General features: G+C 29.1%; 12 protein-coding genes and 3 riboswitches. Of the genes, 2 read left to right on the plus strand and 10 right to left on the minus strand.

All coding sequences use genetic code 11. The features are described from left to right. Positions 1-39 precede the first annotated feature (39 nt). The 3 genes from lysA to B2S02_RS08995 form a co-directional block, all read right to left on the minus strand. Positions 40-1,329 carry a diaminopimelate decarboxylase gene (gene lysA, locus B2S02_RS08985; RefSeq protein WP_346878083.1) on the minus strand — a complete coding sequence of 430 codons (1,290 nt, stop codon included), beginning with the start codon at positions 1,327-1,329 and terminating at the stop codon, positions 40-42. Positions 1,330-1,590: 261 nt separating this feature from the next. Next, positions 1,591-3,444, minus strand: a complete 1,854-nt coding sequence (locus tag B2S02_RS08990) for a sigma 54-interacting transcriptional regulator (RefSeq protein WP_346920596.1) — start codon at positions 3,442-3,444, stop codon at positions 1,591-1,593. A 150-nt stretch (positions 3,445-3,594) separates the two neighbouring features. After that, positions 3,595-3,972: a CoA-binding protein gene (locus B2S02_RS08995; RefSeq protein WP_051823942.1), complete on the minus strand. Its 378-nt coding sequence runs from the start codon at positions 3,970-3,972 to the stop codon at positions 3,595-3,597. A gap of 319 nt (positions 3,973-4,291) precedes the next feature. Between B2S02_RS08995 and B2S02_RS09000 the strand changes: the two genes are divergently transcribed. Beyond that, positions 4,292-6,280, plus strand: a complete 1,989-nt coding sequence (locus B2S02_RS09000) for a fructose-1,6-bisphosphatase (RefSeq protein WP_346920597.1) — start codon at positions 4,292-4,294, stop codon at positions 6,278-6,280. Here the strand turns inward: B2S02_RS09000 and B2S02_RS09005 are convergent. The 3 genes from B2S02_RS09005 to B2S02_RS09015 all read right to left on the minus strand — a co-directional run bounded on the left by B2S02_RS09005 (position 6,239) and on the right by B2S02_RS09015 (position 7,088). Next, a complete protein-coding gene (locus B2S02_RS09005) occupies positions 6,239-6,460 on the minus strand; it encodes a hypothetical protein (RefSeq protein WP_346878081.1) in 222 nt (73 codons plus the stop codon). The two genes, B2S02_RS09000 and B2S02_RS09005, sit on opposite strands and share 42 nt — an antisense overlap. A gap of 25 nt (positions 6,461-6,485) precedes the next feature. After that, positions 6,486-6,890: a GNAT family N-acetyltransferase gene (locus B2S02_RS09010; RefSeq protein WP_346920598.1), complete on the minus strand. Its 405-nt coding sequence runs from the start codon at positions 6,888-6,890 to the stop codon at positions 6,486-6,488. Between the two features lie 66 nt (positions 6,891-6,956). Beyond that, positions 6,957-7,088 carry a hypothetical protein gene (locus B2S02_RS09015; RefSeq protein WP_346847435.1) on the minus strand — a complete coding sequence of 44 codons (132 nt, stop codon included), beginning with the start codon at positions 7,086-7,088 and terminating at the stop codon, positions 6,957-6,959. Between the two features lie 392 nt (positions 7,089-7,480). On the opposite strand from B2S02_RS09015, the gene B2S02_RS09020 reads away from it, so the two are divergent. Then, complete coding sequence (locus B2S02_RS09020; RefSeq protein WP_346847090.1) at positions 7,481-8,143, plus strand: hypothetical protein; 663 nt, start codon at positions 7,481-7,483, stop codon at positions 8,141-8,143. A 142-nt stretch (positions 8,144-8,285) separates the two neighbouring features. Here B2S02_RS09020 and B2S02_RS09025 read toward each other — a convergent pair whose 3' ends face one another. The 4 genes from B2S02_RS09025 to pepT form a co-directional block, all read right to left on the minus strand. Next, on the minus strand, positions 8,286-12,995 hold the full coding sequence (locus B2S02_RS09025; protein ID WP_346920599.1) for a SpaA isopeptide-forming pilin-related protein: 4,710 nt from the start codon (positions 12,993-12,995) through the stop codon (positions 8,286-8,288). Positions 12,996-13,068: 73 nt separating this feature from the next. Then, positions 13,069-13,150, minus strand: a riboswitch (cyclic di-GMP riboswitch). A gap of 183 nt (positions 13,151-13,333) precedes the next feature. Next, a riboswitch (cyclic di-GMP riboswitch) is annotated at positions 13,334-13,415 on the minus strand. A gap of 210 nt (positions 13,416-13,625) precedes the next feature. Next, positions 13,626-13,708, minus strand: a riboswitch (cyclic di-GMP riboswitch). A 269-nt stretch (positions 13,709-13,977) separates the two neighbouring features. Beyond that, on the minus strand, positions 13,978-15,306 hold the full coding sequence (locus tag B2S02_RS09030; RefSeq protein ID WP_346877633.1) for a S1C family serine protease: 1,329 nt from the start codon (positions 15,304-15,306) through the stop codon (positions 13,978-13,980). A gap of 255 nt (positions 15,307-15,561) precedes the next feature. After that, positions 15,562-15,867 (minus strand): hypothetical protein, encoded by a 306-nt coding sequence (locus tag B2S02_RS09035; protein WP_346847087.1) that lies wholly within the window; start codon positions 15,865-15,867, stop codon positions 15,562-15,564. An 86-nt stretch (positions 15,868-15,953) separates the two neighbouring features. Next, the gene (pepT, locus tag B2S02_RS09040) at positions 15,954-17,171 is read right to left on the minus strand and encodes a peptidase T (protein ID WP_346920677.1); all 1,218 of its coding nucleotides are present in this window, start codon (positions 17,169-17,171) and stop codon (positions 15,954-15,956) included. Positions 17,172-17,362 lie beyond the last annotated feature (191 nt).

Below are 17,362 nucleotides of genomic sequence, written 5' to 3' on the forward strand. Positions count from 1 at the left end.
AGTTATTATCTCATATCACCCATATTTAAACTAGAATTATTAAATTACATCCATGGAAATTAAATCCTCGTAGCTTTCACGTCTTACAATAATTCTTTCTTGTCCATCTTTTATCATCACTACAGCAGGCTTCGGAATTTTATTATAATTGCTAGCCATGGAGTAATTATATGCACCTGTACTCATAACTGAAAGAATATCTCCTCTTTTTATAGAATGAGGCACCATTAAATCCCATATTAGTATATCTCCTGATTCGCAGCATTTTCCAGCTATTGTAACTGTTTTATTTCTTTCATTATCCATTTTATTTGCTAAATATGCTTGATACTTTGCTGTATATAATGCGGTTCTTGGATTGTCTGGTAATCCTCCATCTATGGAGACATAGGTTCTTACTCCTGGAATATCCTTAATAGTTCCCACGGTGTAAAGAGTTATACCAGCCTCTCCAACCATCCATCTTCCTGGCTCAATAAAAATCTTAGGCATTTTAAGTCCATTTTCATAGGTTTTTTTCTTAATTGCTTCCATTATTGCATCAATAAAATAGCTTAGAGATTTTGGCTTATCGCTTTCTAAATATTTTATGCCAAAGCCTCCTCCAACATTTAACTCTTCTATTTCTATATCTAAATCATTTTTTAGCTTTTTCATCAATCTAATTGCGTTTTCTATAGCTTTCAGATGGGAGGAGTTATCAAATAATTGTGAACCTACATGGAAATGAATCCCTCTGAAATTTATATTTCTTGATGTTGTTGCTATAGTTATAGCTTCCTTTATAATTTCATCATCTAATGGAATACCAAATTTAGAATCCTTTTGACCAGTACTTATATACTTATGAGTATTGCAATCTATATTTGGAGTTATTCTAAATAAGATATCTACAACTTTATTTGCTTCATTGGCAAGGTCATCAAGCACTTGTAATTCATCTAAACTATCAACCACTATTCTTCCTACACTATACTCTATTGCCATTTTTAATTCTGCTGTTGTCTTGTTATTACCATGAAACATTATGTCCTTTGGGTCAATGCCAGCTCTAATTGCTACAAAAAGTTCCCCTCCTGATACTACATCTATTCCCATGCCTTCTTCCTTCATTATTTTACACATTTCTAAAGTCAAAAAAGCTTTACTTGCATAAAATGCCTTAGTATTAGGATACTTTTCTATGAAACTTTCCTTTAACTCTTTACACTTGTTTCTTATGCAATCCTCAGATATTACATATAAAGGTGTATCGTACTTTTGTGCTAATTCCTGAACATTACATCCATAAAAATATAAGTTTCCTTCTTTAATGCTATTTTGTAACATATCTATTGCCTCCTACTAAATTTCTTACTTTAATAGTAAAGCAATATCTATGCCACATTTTTAAAAGATATTTACTAAATTAATCCCTTTAAAATAGCCATTTTTTATTAGTGTTTAAATATAGTTTATATGTTTTTCCATATTTTCGAACTATTCTAAATATTGTTTTCTAAAACTTTGATTTTGCTCAATATGTAAGAATTTAAAACAGTTCATTTTTACGAACGCCATTCCGTATTAACGGAATATTTATATTTAATTTTATCTATAATCATTTATATTGATATTATATTTTTTTAATTTATCATAAAAGCTGGTTTTTCCAACTTCTAATATGTTTAAACAAGCTTTAATATTTCCTTTATAAGCTCTTAAACAGTTAATTATTATTTTCTTTTCTGCTTCTTCTAAAGCAACTTTTAAACTTTCATTTATTTCTTTTGTTTCATTTTTTGTATTGTATACTAATATATCTTTAGAATAAATTACGTTAGAATCATTTAAACTTATTGTTCTCTCGAGAACATTTTCTAATTCCCTTATATTTCCTAACCAAGATAAGCACATTAATTTGTTCATTGCTTCTCTAGTCATAGTAATGGGTTCTTTTTTTAATTTCTTAGATAAATTTTTAATTAACTTGTCCACCAATATGGGTATATCTTCAATTCTATTTCTAAGAGGCTCAATGTATATAGGTATAATATTGATTCTATAATATAAATCTTCTCTAAATTCCTTTTCCTTTATTAATTGTTCAAGATTTTTATTTGTAGCACATATAATTCTGGTGTCTACCTTAATTTCTTCTATTCCTCCAATTCTATAAAAGGTTTTATTTTGTAAAAAATTAAGTAGTTTACCTTGAATCTTTAATGGCATTTCTCCTATTTCATCTAAAAATACAGTACCATTATTAGCCAATTCAAATAATCCTGGTTTACCTGACTTTCTTGAATTAGTAAATGATCCACCTTCATATCCAAAAAGCTCACTTTCCAAAAGACTTTCTGGTAAAGATGCACAATTTATGTGAAGAAACTTATTATTTTTCCTATTGCTGATATTATGAATTTCTTCTGCTAAAGTACTTTTGCCCGTTCCACTTTCCCCTAGTATTAATACCGTTGAATCTGTTTTTGATGATTTATAAGCTATTTTCTTAATATCATTTATATGGGCGCTTACCCCTTGAAACTTTTTGAAACTTCTTGCTATATTTTCATCTTCTAATAATTTTTCTGTTTTTTTAAGATTCTTTAGTAAAACATTTCTTTCTTCTATTACCTCTTTCAATTCTGTTATGTCTTCAACTCTTAATATAGCCCCAATTTTATTTTCTTCTGAATATAACGGTATAATTGATGATAATGTAGCTATACCATTAATATTCATAAATTCATTTGTTACTATATTATCTTCTTTAGCAGCACACCTATAGAATTTATCCATTTCATTATTTCTTTCATGAACATTAAAAATGAAATCTCCAATAGGATTTATAGCCTGTGCATTCTTACCTTTTTCTCTAAAAACTCTCTCTTCTAATATGTATCTTAAACTTTCATTTCTAGCTGTATAGCCCTTACTTTGATAAAATACTAGTTCATTATTTCTAATTATCACCATATGTCCAACAGCATATCTATAATTCATACTATATATTGTGTCATTTATATTTATTTCTAATATTTTTTTACTATAATCTATACTTAGCTTATACTTTAATTCCCTATATACTCCATCAAGATATACTTCCCCACTTTGATCACTTACTTCTATAATTTTGTAATTCTCATTAACATCATTATTAGAACTTTTATATGTACCAAAGGCTAAAATTGAATCTCCCTTTTTAAGGTTTTTATCATAGATACCGATCTTCTCAAATGACTTATAATCTAGTTCCCCATCGTCCTCACCAACTTTATTATCTACAATAAAAACCAAATCATCTTTTTTAAGTCTATCTGACTTATGACTAATTTTTGTAGATTCAAATATTCCAAATATTTCCTTAGCCTTTTTATTGTAAGTTGTTATTATTCCCTCTGTATCAATAACAATAACTCCTTGTGAAATATTATCTAGTATTTCATTTAAAGCTTCACCCATAAGAACTTCCCCCATGTCTTACCCTATAAATAAACTCCAACCCAAATTTAAAAATGAGATTGGAGTTTATTTATTGTTTATTTCTTAGTTAGATCTTTCTAATCCATAGATTACACATTTGCTTTTAACATTTTCTATATGAAACAAGGACTATAATTTCAATAATTCTACATGCATACAGTCTTCTAGTTCTATGTTAAAACCTAATTTTTTAGCTTCTTCTATAACTTCTTCATTAAAAGAACCTGGTTGGAACCATACATTTTTGATTCCTTTTGCTTTTATTTTAGGAAGAGCTTCTAAAGTAATTTTAGGATTAACTATTACATTTATTCCATCTATTAATTCTGGTAACTCTTCTATAGATTTATATAACTTTATTCCATCTATAGAATCATATTTAGGGTTTATTCCATAAACAGTGTATCCTCTATCCTCTAGTTCTCTAAAAATCTTGTATCCAAATCTTGTAGTATCAGTGGTAGCCCCAAGTAAAGCCCAGCGTTTTAAGTTAAGCATTTTATTCATGTTTATCACTCCTAATCTTATTTTATATATAGTTTGTTTATTTTTCATAGTTACTATTCTTTAATCCTATCATGTAGAATATATCTTTTCAATTCTAATATAGATATGTGATAACCTATTTGTCTATGATATTAGTAAATTATATAAATTTCATGTATAATATCATATATATAATAATTATAATATAGCATATTACATATAACTATATAGATAGTAATTTTTCAAATAACTATATAGATAGCAATTTTTAATAACTATCTATAGATAACTATTTTACCTTTAACTATCTGAATAGTTATTTGCTAAGAAGGAGATAATCATGAGCGGAACTTGTGAAATAAGTGCTGATATAATTGAAAAGGATTTAAAATACCTAGAACTTCTTTCTCATAATTTTCCTACAATATCAGATGCTTGTACTGAAATTATAAACTTGGAGGCAATATTAAATTTACCTAAAGGTACGGAGCACTTTTTAACGGATCTTCATGGTGAACATGAAGCTTTCCAACATGTACTTAAAAATGCTTCAGGTGTGATAAAAAGAAAAGTTAATGATATCTTTGGCAATACCCTTAGAGAATCTGAAAAAAAAGCTTTATGCACTCTTATATATTACCCTGAACAGTATATAGATATTGCCCTTGCTAAAGAAGATGACCCCGATGATTGGTATAAGATTACTCTTAATCAATTGATTCAGGTATGTAGAAATGTATCATCTAAATATACTCGTTCTAAGGTTAGAAAAGCTCTTCCTGCAGACTTTTCCTATATTATAGAGGAGCTACTTCATGAATCTGAAGCGAGACCAAATAAACAAGATTATTTTAATGGAATATTAGATACCATTATTTCCATTGGTAGAGCTAGCGATTTTATAACTGCAATTTGTAATGTTATTCAAAGGTTGACTATAGATTCTCTTCACATAGTAGGTGATATCTATGATAGAGGTCCTGGAGCTCACATAATTATGGATATTCTATGTAATTATCATTCCTATGATATTCAATGGGGAAACCATGATATACTTTGGATGGGTGCAGCAGCTGGAAATCATAGTTGCATATGTAATGTTATTAGAATTTGTACTAGATACGCTAATCTAGAAACCTTAGAGGATGGCTATGGTATAAACATTTTACCTCTAGCTCGTTTTGCTATGGATGTATACTCTAATGATCCATGTAAATCCTTTAAACCAAAGGTTACTAATGATTACTTTAAAGAAAAAGACTTAAAACTTATGGCTCAAATGCATAAGGCAATTTCTATTATACAGTTTAAATTAGAAGGTGAAATTATTAAAAGACACCCTGAATTTAACATGGATGATAGAAGACTTCTTGATAAAATTAATTATGAAAAAGGAACAATTGTTATAGGTGGTAAAGAATATGCATTGAATGATACTAACTTCCCTACTATAGATATTAATAATCCTTATAAACTGACAGATGAAGAAAAAGAATTAATGTCTAAGCTTCATAGTTCTTTCTTAAATAGTGAAAAACTTGAGAAACATGTTAGATGTCTTTACTCTAAGGGTAGCCTTTATTTAAAGAGCAATTCTAATCTTTTATATCATGCCTCCATTCCTTTAAATGAAGATGGCACTTTTAAGAATGTTAAGCTTGGAAACAAGGAATTCTGCGGTAAAGAATATTTAGATAGGGTAGATAGAATTACTAGAGAAGCATATTTTAATGAATGTGATAGCAAAAATGCTCATTATGCTTTAGATTACATGTGGTATTTATGGTGTGGCCCTGATTCACCTCTCTTTGGTAAAGATAAAATGGCTACTTTTGAAAGATATTTTATAAATGATAAGATTACTCATAAGGAAAATAAATGCCCTTACTTCAATCTTAGAGATAATGAAGAGGTTTGTAATAATATATTATTAGAATTTGACCTTTCTCCTAAACATTCTCATATAATTAATGGACACGTACCTGTTAAAACTATTAAAGGTGAAAATCCTATAAAGGCTAATGGGAAACTTTTAGTTATAGATGGGGGATTTTCTAAGGCTTACCAACCTGAGACAGGCATTGCAGGCTATACTTTAATTTATAATTCCTATGGCCTTCAATTAGTTCAGCATGAGCCTTTTGAATCAACTCAAACAGCCATTGATGAGGGGAAAGATATCATATCTACCAACTTCATTTTAGAATTTAACTCTAGAAGGCTAAAGGTTAGAGATACTGATATAGGTACGGAGCTTATAAGTCAAATTCATTACCTTCAAATGCTTTTAAATGCCTATAGAAAAGGTATAATTAAGGAAAGAAAATAAATTAAACCAAGGGAGCTTTTTGAAATAAGCTCCCTTAAATATTTTTATAACCTTATCTTCCCAGAATCCATAACAAATTCTTTCATCATCTAAAACTACTCCTTCCTCAATGGAGTCTTTAATCAACTCAAAAGAGTTATTGAGATAATATGAAATTTCTATATCAACTGTATCTATCATATAATAAAATCTTTTATCCCAGGTATTAAGCATTGAACCTGTAAAACCAATTGTTCTGATTATATGTAAAATCAAATTTTTTATAGAAATTATCCAGTCCATTATTTGCAATCAAACCAATAATAGCACCATCTATACAGTTTTTGTCAATATAGTCCATTATTTTTTCCATAATTAGTGTACCAATCTTCTGTTTTTGATAGGACGGTATAACTATTATATCTTGTATATAAAAAACCATTCCACCATCTCCAACAATTCTTCCAAATCCAATTATCTTGTCTTGGTCTTCTATACAAACACAGTAGATTGAGTTATTCAATCCTTTTTCTATTTTGTCATGTTGTAATACCCTCCAACCAACAGAATTTCTTAAATAAATATATTCTTCAATTGAAGGTTTCCTTTCGCTTACAATAACATTTTCCATATTTAAACCCTACCCCTACATTAAATTTCAAAAATTACTGCTACATATTATACTAATATCACATACCTAACAGCATCCCTTTAATTGTTCCTTTCTTTCTGCTATTAGCTTTTCTATTTCTTCCAAGTCTTCTAGTGTAGCTTTATTTTTTATAAATCCTCTAGCTGTACTTCTGCTCTTTAAGTTATTATCTTTCATTCTAACACCTCTTTATTATAATCTAATTAGATTTATTCTCCAACTATGTGTTATACAAAAGAGAAAGATACTAGTAAGGATTTATTCCCTACTAGCTTTTAATTTTATTCTATTTTATCTTTTAGATATATACTATCTTTTTTAAAGCATCCTGAATTACTTGTGAGAAGTTTACTTTCTTTTCTTAATTTATTAAGCCATGATGATGTAATCAAAGTTTTTTATTTCTCTATTATCATATTCTTTTAATATAATTATATATGTATTTCAAAAAACTTTATTTCAAAAATAATTGATATTTGGTAAATTTTATTATATTATATAATTGCTTTAAATAAGAATTATCTAAATAAAAACAATTTACAGATTTTAAAAACAAAGGGGAATTACATATGAAAAAATTTATAAAACCTAGTATTCTTTGTATCGTTATGTTATTAAGTCTTTCATCAATTTTTTTAGGATGCAGTAAAAAGACTATTCCTATTGAACAAACTGCAAAAGCTTTTTATGACTTAGTTATTTTACAAGATAGCGCCGAATTTGAAAAACTTGGTGTGACAAATGATGAAATTACATCTATGGCAGAAATTCAAAAAAAATCAATGAATGAAGTTACTAAAGCTGGTTTTGTACAAGCTGGTCTACCTATTACTGATGAGCAGTTAGATCAAATATATAATGTTCAAATAGAAGCTTTAAGAAAATTAAAACCTACTATAGAAGTTGTTTCTAGTGATAAAGAAATATCTCAAGTTAAAATATCAACTACATATGTTAATATGGTTGAAGCAAGTACTAAAGCTGGTGATGACACTATTTCTGAAGTACAAAGCAAACAAATTTCTGATATGACTAAAGTATCAGAAATCTTCATCAAAAAAATAATTGAAAATATTAATGCATTAACTCCTTCAACTGATGTTAAATCAACTACTTTTGAATTTGAAAAAGTAAAAATGAACTTTGGTAAGAAAACTGAAGAAGTTTGGGTACCAAAGGATTCCATTTCATTTGGTAATGATTTAGCTAATATGTGTATAGGAAATAATTAATAAATTTAAATAGGCAATTTTTGTTTAAAGTAAAAAGGCTGTTGTATTTTACAATAGCCTTCTTTACATATACATAGAATTTAAAATATATGTCTTACTTTTCATTTTAAATATCTATTTTTATATTTTAATTTTATTACTTTTATTTTTTCCTTTTTGATACTAGACTAACGCCACCTATAATTGCTAATGCTCCAATTATAAGTTTATAATCAAATACCCCACCAGTATTTGGCAAAACATTTATTATTTTATCAACAATCTTTTCTGATTCATTTTTAACAGTGAATTTTTGTATTTCCATAGAATTAACCTTAACTTGTAATTCTTCCTTACTTAAAATATATCCCTTAGGAGCTTTAGTTTCTTTAATAGTATAACTACCATAATCCACATCATTAAAAGCTGCAATACCATCCTTATCAGAAACTACAGTCGTTACTTCTTTGCCCGCTCTGTCATATAATGTAAATTCTGCACCTTGAAGCACTTTTCCATTCATATCAGTTTTAGTAATTACAATACTGCCCTTAATTCTGTTGTTTACCACCTCATAGCTGTATATCTCACCATCTTTGTCCATAAATACCTTTATCGTACCTTCTGAAGCTAAATATCCTTCAGGAACTTTTGTTTCTTTTATTGTATATTCTCCATAAAGAATATCCTTAAACAAAACAGTACCATCTTCTCCTGATACAGAAGTTTCAATTTCTTTACCCTCTGAATCGTATAATGTAAATTCTGCTCCTTTTAAAGGCTTCTTATCTTGATCTAATTTTTTAACTTGAATCGAAGCTCTAATTCTTGTGTTAGACACACTTTCAGGATTTGCTTTTATAGTTTTATCATTTTCAGTTATATTAGCAGTTAGTACTTCCTCTAAAATAACATATCCCTCTGGAGCTTTTGTTTCCTTTATAGTGTACTTGCCATACTCTACATTTTCAAATTGTACTTTTCCATTTTCATCACTTATAGCTGTTGCTATAGGATTTTCAAACTTCGTATCAACTTCTTTATAAATCTTGAATTCTGCTCCTTGTAATGGGTTTTTATCTTCATCTAGCTTAGTAAACTCTATACTTCCTCTAATTTTTGTATTAGATATACTTTCAGGGTTCGCTTTTACTACCTTTCCATCTTCAGTTATGATAGCAGTTAGTATTTCGCTTGAAAGAAGATATCCTTCCGGGGCTTTTGATTCTTTTATAGTGTACTCTCCATACTCTACATTTTCAAATTGTACTTTTCCACTTTCATCACTTATAGCTGTTGCTATAGGATTTTCAAACTTTGTATCTATTTCTTTATAAAGTTTGAATTTCGCTCCTTGTAATGGGTTCTTATCTTCTCCTAGTTTAGTAAACTCTATGCTTCCTCTGATTTTTGTATTCGAAATACTTTCAGGGTTTGCTTTAACTAATTTACCATTTTCGGCTATAATAGCAGTTAGTGCTTCCTCTGAAATAACATACCCTTCTGGAGCTTTTGATTCTTTTATAGTGTACTTACCATACTCTACATTTTCAAATTGTACTTTTCCACTTTCATCACTTATAGCTGTTGCTATAGGATTTTCAAACTTTGTATCCATTTCTTTATAAAGCTTAAACTCTGCTCCTTGTAATGGGTTTTTGTCTTCACCTAATTTATTAAACTCTATATTTCCTCTAATTTTTGTATTAGATATACTTTCAGGGTTTGCTTTTACTATCTTTCCATTTTCAGTGATAATAGCAGTTAGTATTTTCCCTGAAGGTATATATCCTTCTGGAGCTTTTGTTTCTTTTATTGCATACTCTCCATACTCCACATTTTTGAAATTTACTTTTCCATTTTCGTCACTTATAGCTATTGCTATAGGATTTGAATAGGAAGTGTCTGAAATCATATAGAGAGTAAACTCAGCTCCCTCAAGAGGGATATTATTTTCACCAGTTTTAAAGAATTCAATTTCACCTTTAATCTTTTCATCTTTATAATTATATGTTATATTCTTTTCATCTTTAGTATTTTTAAGTTGAAATTTATACAATTCACTACTTGATGTATATCCTGTTGGAGCAACCTTTTCTCTAACGTAATAGTCTATATCAAACTTCAATTTACTAAATACAATCTCTCCAGTTAAGTCTGTTGGTTCTGAAGTTTTTATAACATTTTCATACTTATCAAGAAGTTCAAATACAGCTCCTTCCAGTTTAATGTTTTCGTTATTTTTATCTACTTTTGCAACCTTAATGCTACCAGTTTCGCCAACTCCACCACCGCCAGCACCTTGGAATATAACATCAACATTTCCTGAAGAAGAAGTTCCCTCTATTCCTGTACCTTTACAGGATATAGCGTTAGTAAATGGTGACTTACTTTTGTCCACTACATCAGTTCTAAAGGTTAAAATATATGCTTCTTCAGTTGGAGAAGGTAATATAAAGGTAAACTCTCTTGTTTCAGCATTATATTTTACATTGCTTTGATTTAAAACAACCTCTTCCCCTTTTTCAAGGTTTCCATCAGGTTTTAAAATCTGCTTATACAGTTTTATAGATGTGGTATCAAGTTCAAGTCCCTCTTGAAGGATATCTATTAAAGCTGCATCCTTAATTAATATTTTGTTAGAGTTAATGGTTACATTCCAATCAATATAAGAATTACCTCTTTCATAGATAGCTTTTTTATCTATTAAAGTACTTTTTATAGTACCTTTTCCTGTACTTTCTACACCTCCAGGCACTAAATCAGTTATTAGCTTTGCAGTATTCTCAACCTGCTTTTCTCCATTAGTGTTAAATATAGAGGTATCTGTAATTTTAGTCTTAAAAGTTATTATTTGCTCATCTTTGATTTCACTAGGGAAATTATATCTTAAGGTTTTGGCAGTTTCATCATAAACATAATTTGATGGCTCTGCAAGAATTCCATTAATCAAAACAGAATTAGGGACAAACTCCTGCCCACCCTTAATATTATCTATTATATAAGCATTAGGAAGAATCATTTTATTTTTATTAACTACAATCTTCCAGGTAATTTCTCTTGTTACATAATCATAATCACTACTAGACTTATTTATAACTTCACTTTTTAAATACTGCCAATTAGAAGCATTAGATTCTTTAATATTGTCCCCTGTTAATCTAGCTTCATTGTAATAATTTTGATTATTGTAACTATATCCTTCCATATTTCCTGCATAAACCTTGGGATCTGTTACTTTTGTTCTAAAGGTTATTGTATAAGTTTCGTTAATATTACCATTAAAGGTATAAGTTAATGTTCCAGTTTTATTAGCATCACTCTCTGCTGCTTTCACATAGTTAAAGCTTCCTCCTGGAACCTCTTTATCTATAGTAGCAGAACCCTCTACATACTCTTTTCCTAATCTTATTTCATCAGTAACCACTGGATTTTTTATTGCTATCTTATTACTATTTATAGTAACCTTCCAAGTAATTTCTCCTGTAGCTGGATTATATCCTGCGCCTTGTTTAGAAATAATGCTAGTAGGTACTCCAACACCCTTTTCATCTGAAGCATCGCTTGGTACTCCATCACCAGTTAAAGTTGCTTTATTGTTATAGGTTTTCCCTGTATTGGAATTAAAAGCATCTCCATCAGTTACATCTGTTGAAAATTGGATTATATGTGGCTCATTAATAGCACTTGGGAAAGTATAGGTAAATTTTTGTCCAACTAAAGAGTAATTATCCTCAGTTTGGTTTCCATCCATCTTAACAGTACCATCTACAAAAGTTAACCCTTCTGGTATATCATCAGTAACTACAGCATCGGGAATATTTTGAGCATTCTTATTTATATAAATAGTCCAATTAATTCTCTTTGCCTCTACATCGTACTTTCCATCTTTTCTAATAAAGTCTGTATAAATAGCTACTGATGCCTCATTAGATTCTATAAAAGTTCCATCATGATTAAAGATTGCTTTATTCTTCTCATATACTGTAGCTCCCTCAGATTTAAAAACTTCTGGATTTATTACCTTAGTTTTAAAGGTAATTACTTGCTCTGTTTCTATTACACTTGGGAATTTATAAGTTAATCTATTATTGTTATAATCATAGTTATAATTTGCTGTATCTGCACTAACTCCATTTATAGTAACAGAACCAGGTATAAATTGTTGTCCCACTGAAATGTTGTCCACAATATCAGCATCATTAACCGTGACTCCTTCTGTATTCACAATTACTTTCCAAGTAATCTCATTTTTAGAAGGGTCATAACTTCCGTACTTTATAGCAGAAGCATCAGGAACTTCCGGTTGTTCAAAGTTTACGTTAATTATAACAGAAGAAGAATTTCCTCCAATTTCAAATGTAATAGGTACTGGACTAGGTCCTCCTATTTGGTCAGGATCAAATTGAGTATCAATAAAAAAGAATCCTGAAACATTGGAATTATTCTCTGCAAATTCATTAAACGTAATGGTAACATTACCGTCAGTTTCTATTTTAACATTTGCAATTGTATCACCATTATCAATAGTAATAGGGAAATTTAGTATACTTATTATTTGGATTTCCTTAGGTATTTTCAAAGTATAAGTATCACCATTTTTTACCGTCCCCTGATTTGGTATAGTAAACTTATAGGTTAGTTTTACCTCTTCATTTTTACTTATGGGATTTGATGACTCATTTATAGGATTCCCATCATTACCTGTTAATCTTACTTCAGTAATAAATGGGAAATCTCCTGTAATATCCATAGCACTAGCTTGCATTGTAGGAACAATATTTAAAACTTGACAAACTACAATAACTAAAGCCATAAAAATAGATAATCTCTTCTTTATCTTAGGTGCAGACATAAATTTCTTCTTTTTCATAATTCTCCTCCTTAATAATTTTTTTCAATAAAAAAAGACCGACCCTATACCAATCTTATATAAATATAAGATTGGTTATAAAGGTCGGTTGCACTACTTACTCCATATATACAAAGTGCCCAAATTAGTATATACTTCAATGTTTCCTTAAAACTATTAGTAAATTGTATTTAATATTTTATGGAACAAAATTAAATCAATCTATGCTTAAATATAAAAACAGATAGTTTCTTCTTTAGTTTGGGTATGGATTTAAATTTCTTTTTTAATCTTCCTCCTTAATAATTTTTTGTAATAAAAAAAACGACCCCATACCAATCTTATATAAATATAAGATTGGTTATAAAGGTCGGTTGCACTACTAACTCCGTATATACAAAGTGCCCAAATTAGTATATACTTCAGTGTTTCCTTAAAACTATTAATAAATTGCATTAAATGGTTTGCAAATAGAGCCAATCAACTTAATATTTGTTATTATTTAATATATTTTACCACTTAAGTATAACTCTTTGTTTAGTATTTGTCTATACACTTTTAGGTTTTTATACTAATATTTTCTATATCCAAGTTTTAAACTTATATAACTAAAACCGACCTTTATAAGCAATCTTATATAAATATAAGATTGCTTATAAAGGTCGGTTGCACTACTAACTCCATATATACAAAGTGCCCAAATTAGTATATACTTCAGAATTTCCGTAAAACTTATAATTAATTAATCTACTATTTTATAAGAGGATATTAGCACAAGTATATATAACAGTCAACAATTTAATTACATTAAATACATAATTATCTATAAATATGACTAAAAATAATATATGTATGTTTATTGTTTTAACATACAATTTTATACATTAACAATATTATATTTTTACCTAAAAACAATAGGCATGAAACATTGATAACTCAAGCTTCACACCTATTGAAATTTTATAATATTATAATTAGGGGATAATTATAAGTATTAACTTTATTATTCTACTACTAAAGTAGCTTGCATTGTTTGACCCTTTCTTACGAATTCTATAGGAATACTATCTCCATCACTGTAGGCTTCTTTTTCCTTATTTAATTCTTCAACGGTCTTAACAGTTTTCTTACCTATTTTTGTAATTACATCTCCAGGTTGTAGTCCTCCCTTTTGTGCTATACTAAAATCTTCAATACTTTGAATATATATACCTACAGGTAAATTATATTGTTTTGATAAATCTTCAGTTATATTTCTAACTGCTATACCAAACTTTATTTTTTGTTTTACTAAGGCATCCAATTTTTCAGTGGCATCATTTATTGGAATTGCAAAACCTATTCCCTCTACTCCAGTAGAGCCTATCTTAGCTGTATTTATACCTATAACTTCACCTTGAGAATTTATTAATGGTCCTCCACTATTCCCTGGATTTATAGCAGTATCTGTTTGGATAAGGTTCATTTTCTCTCCACCTTCAGTTAAAGCCACTCCTCTATTAACAGCACTTATAATTCCTGTTGTTACAGAGCCTAGATATTCTTTTCCAAGTGGATTTCCTATGGCTATAACTTGTTCTCCTGCTTGAAGACTATCAGAATCTCCTAGTTCTACTTTACCTGGCATTTCAACATCATCAGTAATCTTAACAACTGCTAAATCTGCATCTTCCTGATAGTTTACAACCTTAGCACTTACTTCTTTACCTGTGCTAAAGATAACTTTAACTTGACTAGCATTTTTAACTACATGATAGTTTGTAAGTACATAACCATCATCTGAAAAAATAAATCCTGAGCCAATGCCTTCTTGTTCACCCATATCAAATCCAAATACATTAGTTGAAACTGAAGTGGTTGATACACCAACTACAGCTGGGGAAACCTTTGCTACTACTTCTGGTATATTCATACTGCTTATAGGATTAATATTTGTTGTTGTTCCACCGTTATTTGTTTTTGATTTAGCTTCCTTAATTGCTGATTGTATAGTGCCTCTCATAGCTCCATAAGTAACACCTGTACCAATTGCTCCTCCTAATATAGAACATATTAGAGCTATAGCTATATATGATTTAGCTGAACCTTTACCTTTATTCTTTTTATCTTTTTTCTTTTTTTCTTCTTCTTCTTGCCATGATGAAGCATTAACTTCATTCAATTTTAAGTCATCATTTGTTGTATATTCTACATCTTGAATCACAGTGTAGTTTATATTGTCACTAGTATTATTGTCATTATTATCTTTATTAATACCGGTGTTTTCATTTAAGTTATTATTGTTATTAATTTCATTATTATTTAATTCATTATTGTTTATATCTTTATCCATATTAAATCTTCCCCCTTATTAAAAGTTAAGTTGTTTACTATTCTTATCTATATATATTATTATCAACACTTATGTGTCAGTTAAGTGACTAAAATATGAATGAATTCTTAATTGTCCTTAAAGGATTAAAATTTAAAAATACCTATATGTAAATATAATATTCTAAAAAACTACTAAAGCCTTATAGCTTCAGTAGTTTCCTATGTGAACCCTAAATTAACTTAGAGGAAGAATAAATTCTTCCTCTAAGAAATATTAATATAATCTTTTCTTAGCATAATCTCCGTAATCATTACCATGATCACTCATGTCTACTTCATCTATAATGGAGTCAAAGTCAATTTCACTTTCGCTTTTTATATCTTCATTTAAATCATCAAAAGCAATTTCTTCACTAGTCTCCATATTGTAACTTCTTCGACTTTTTGTCTTTGCAGCTTCTATCTCAGCTTCTCTTACATTTTCCCAAACTGAATCAGACATAGGGGTTATGCTTCTAAAATCACCAAAATAGTTATGTGTATCTGGTGGATATATTGGTCTTGATTTATCATTACTCATATTATATCGCCCTCCTCAATCACTTTACTATAGTGTGTATTAAGGAGTTAATTTTTATGTATGAGTATTATAAATGTTAGAATTTTTTATTTTTCTGCATAAAGAGTTATTATCTTAACTATAGTTTCTACTGCCTTTTCCATAGAATCTACAGGAATGAACTCAAATTTTCCGTGGAAGTTATGTCCACCTGTAAATATGTTTGGTGTTGGAAGTCCCATGAAGGATAATCTTGCTCCATCAGTACCTCCTCTTATAGGAACTATAATTGGCTCGATAGCAAGAGCTTTCATTGCTTCAACAGCTGTGTCTACTACATGAATTACAGGTTCTACTTTTTCTTTCATGTTGTAGTATTGATCTTTTACTGAAATTTCTATAGTGCCTGCACCATATTTTTTATTAAGAAGTTCTACTATTTCTTTAATTAAAGTTTTCTTTTCTTCAAAGGTATTTCTAAAGAAATCTCTTATGATATAAGACATAGTAGTCTTTTCTACAGTTCCTACCATATCACAAAGCATGAAGAAGCCTTCATATCCTTCTGTGTATTCTGGTCTTGCATTAACAGGTAATAATCCATTTAACTCCATAGCTATTTGCTGAGCATTTACCATTTTATTTTTAGCACTTCCTGGATGAACATTTCTTCCGTTAATAACTATTTCAACACCAGCAGCATTGAAGTTCTCATATTCGATTTCTCCAACAGCTCCCCCATCTACAGTGTAAGCAAAGTCTGCAGCAAATTTTTCTACATCAAAGTGATCTGCACCTTCTCCAATTTCTTCATCTGGAGTAAATCCAACTTTAATTGTACCATGTTTTATATCTGGATTTGCAATTAAATATTCCATAGAAGTAACAATTTCTGATATACCAGCTTTGTCGTCTGCTCCTAATAATGTAGTTCCATCTGTTGTGATAAGAGTTTTACCTATATAGTCGTTTAATTCAGGAAAATCTACTGGAGATAAAACTGTATTTGCATTTAATTTAATATCTCCACCTTCATAATTTACCATTTGAGGCTTTACATCTTTACCTGAATAATCTGGAGCAGTATCCATATGAGATATGAACCCAATAGTTGGTATTTTTTTATCTGTATTAGCAGGCAATGTAGCCATTACGTAATTGTTTTCATCAATAGTAACATCACTCATTCCGATTCTTTTTAATTCTTCAAATAAAACTTCACCTAAAACTCTTTGGCTAGCAGTACTTGGAGTTGTTCCCGTAGAATCACTTGATTGTGTATCATACTTAGCATATCCTAAAAATCTTTCTATAACTTTTGACATAATATCGCCGCCTTTTTTAAATTTTATAAATATTTCATATTGTTTATCATATTTATTTTGTCTCATAACCCTAGTATATAAAACTCTAATTTTTTTTACAAGTTAATAAATTGTATATATCTACTATTTATCAATTTTATTTGTTATAATAATCATGAACAAGTTATATCTATTCGATGCTAACATAATGT

It is taken from the genome of Clostridium sp. UBA7339, assembly GCF_002470865.1.
Taxonomy (GTDB): domain Bacteria; phylum Bacillota; class Clostridia; order Clostridiales; family Clostridiaceae; genus Clostridium_J; species Clostridium_J sulfidigenes.